Annotated in this window: 3 protein-coding genes; 2 read left to right on the top strand and 1 reads right to left on the bottom strand. The window is 73.9% G+C overall.

Translation table 11 applies throughout. The annotated features are described in order from the left end of the window. Positions 1-573, bottom strand: a 573-nt coding sequence (locus ND748_RS30465) for a TerD family protein (RefSeq protein ID WP_251749721.1), incomplete at its 3' end; no start/stop codon positions are given. A gap of 140 nt (positions 574-713) precedes the next feature. On the opposite strand from ND748_RS30465, the gene ND748_RS30460 reads away from it, so the two are divergent. After that, a complete protein-coding gene (locus ND748_RS30460) occupies positions 714-1,322 on the top strand; it encodes a suppressor of fused domain protein (protein ID WP_251749719.1) in 609 nt (202 codons plus the stop codon). A 118-nt stretch (positions 1,323-1,440) separates the two neighbouring features. After that, positions 1,441-1,983 (top strand): MaoC family dehydratase, encoded by a 543-nt coding sequence (locus ND748_RS30455; RefSeq protein WP_374216079.1) that lies wholly within the window; start codon positions 1,441-1,443, stop codon positions 1,981-1,983. Positions 1,984-2,216 lie beyond the last annotated feature (233 nt).

Here is a 2,216-nt window from a genome sequence, read left to right as displayed (position 1 = left end):
CTGCTGGCCCGCGGGCTGCGGCTGGTGTCGGGCGGCCGGCGGTTGGGACGCGGCGGGCGACCCGCCGGAGGCGCCGGGATCGTCGACGGCGATGCCGAAGTCGGTGGCGATGCCGGCGAGCCCGGAGGCGTATCCCTGTCCGACCGCACGGGCCTTCCAGGCGCCGGCCCGGCGGTACAGCTCGACGAGGATCAGCGCCGTCTCGGTGCCGAGCCCGGCGGGGTCGAAGCGGACCAGCTCGGTGCCGCCGCGGGCGTCGCGCACCGTGATGCCCAACCCGCGCACACCCGCGAACGTCAGCGGGCCGGTGCCGTCCAGGCTGCCGGTGACCACGACCTTGTCGATGTCCGGCGGGACGGCGCCGAGGGTGAACTCCAGCGCCGACGGCGGCAGCAGCCGCACTCCCGGGCCGGTCGGCTGGTTGAAGAACACGAAGTCGTCGTCGGTGCGGACCTTGCCGGCGGCCGTCACCAGGATCGCGGCGATGTCCAGCGCGTTCGACGAAGCGATCTCGACGCGGACGTCGGGGGTGGGCAGCGACGCATTGCCACCCTTAGTCAGCACCTGTCCCATAGCCGCAGCCTCTCCGAGATCGTCGCGCGCACCAGGTTGAACGCCCGCGCCGGGTACGACGGTTCCCGATCGCCGACCGGCGGCACGCGCGCCCCCGCCGACCCTACGATCGATCCCATGCGAACTGCGGCACGGGTCTGGTGAGCGACAACGCCCTGAGTCGATCGGTGGAGGGGCACGTCACGGCGCTGTTCGGCCGGGACACCGGCCGCGCCTCGGTGACGTTCCTCGGCACGGATCCGGTGGACGTGCTGCGGTTCGGCCCCGACCGCGGCGGCGTCGTCCGGTACCTCACCCTCGGCATGTCCCGGGAGCCGATGACGGCGTCGCAGTCCGCGGTGCGCGATCCCGCCGGGCCGCGGGCCGAGCTCGTGCTGTCGCTGCGCGGCCGCCGCGACAGCGTGCTGCGTCGCCTCGCCGTGCTCGCGGCCGTCCCCGTCGTCGAGGGGCGGCCCATCGCCCCCGGCTCCGGCCTGGACCTCGGCGAACCGCTGTGGGACGGCGCGCCGTTCACCGCGGTGCTGGTCGGCGAGCCCGGCGGCCTGATCCCCGACCTGCCGCTCGCCGACGCCCTGGACGACCCCGAGTTCGCCGCCGCCGCGCCCGTGCGCTTCCTGCCCGTCCTGCCGATGACCATGAACGAGGCCGCCTACAAGCGGGTGCACGGCCCGGAGGCCCTGCACCAGCGCTGGCTGGCCGCGGGCACCGACCTGCGCGACCCGCACCGCCGCGAGGTCAGCCTCGACTGACCCCGCCCGCCGGCCCCGGCCCCACCACACGGCCACACGGCCACACGGCCACACGGCCACACGGCCACACGGCCACACGGCCACACGGCTACTATCTGCATTCGACTGGGGGCAGGCAGTGCGCCGCCCACGCCGCGTCCGGAGGGGGTCTGTCATGCGGTTCGGCCGCTGGTTCGAGGAGTTCGAGGTCGGGGACGTGTACCGGCACTGGCCGGGCAAGACGGTGACCGAGTACGACGACCACCTGTTCTGCCTCCTGACGATGAACCACCATCCGCTCCACCTGGACGCCCACTACGCCGAGCGGAGCACCCAGTTCAAACGCAACGTGGTGGTGGGCAACTACGTCTATTCGCTGCTGCTGGGCCTGTCGGTACCCGACGTCTCCGGCCGGGCCATCGCCAACCTCGAGGTCGAGTCGCTGCGGCACACCGCGCCGGTGTTCCACGGCGACACGATCTACGGCGAGTCCACCGTGCTCGACAAGGTCCCCTCCCGCAGCCGCGACGACCGGGGCGTCGTCACCGTGGAGACCCGAGGCATCAACCAGGACGGCACGCTGGTCTGCGTCTACCGGCGCAAGGTGCTGGTGCCGACGCGGGCCTACGGCGAGGCGCACGGCGGTGACCAACCCGGCCGCCCCGAGCCCGCCCACACCTGACGGACTGCCCGCCCGCACCTGACGGACCGGGTGCGGATCCGGCCCTTCTCTGCTGGTCCGGAGGCGCTACTCTCATGGCGTTGTGACCGGTGATGCCGCGGCAGGCCCCTCTCGCCCCCTTCGAACACGTCTGTCCGCCGGCTCCGAGTCGGCCCCTGACGGACGCCCGCACCGGCGGGCGGTGCTGCTCGGCGGGCTGGGGCTCGGGGGCGCGGCGGCGGCCGTGCTGGCGG

Origin of the sequence: Frankia sp. AiPs1 (assembly GCF_023716945.1) — a bacterium.
Lineage (GTDB): Bacteria > Actinomycetota > Actinomycetes > Frankiales > Frankiaceae > Frankia.
The sequence above is the reverse complement of the archived record's forward strand: the minus strand, read 5'-3'. Positions and strand labels throughout refer to the sequence as shown.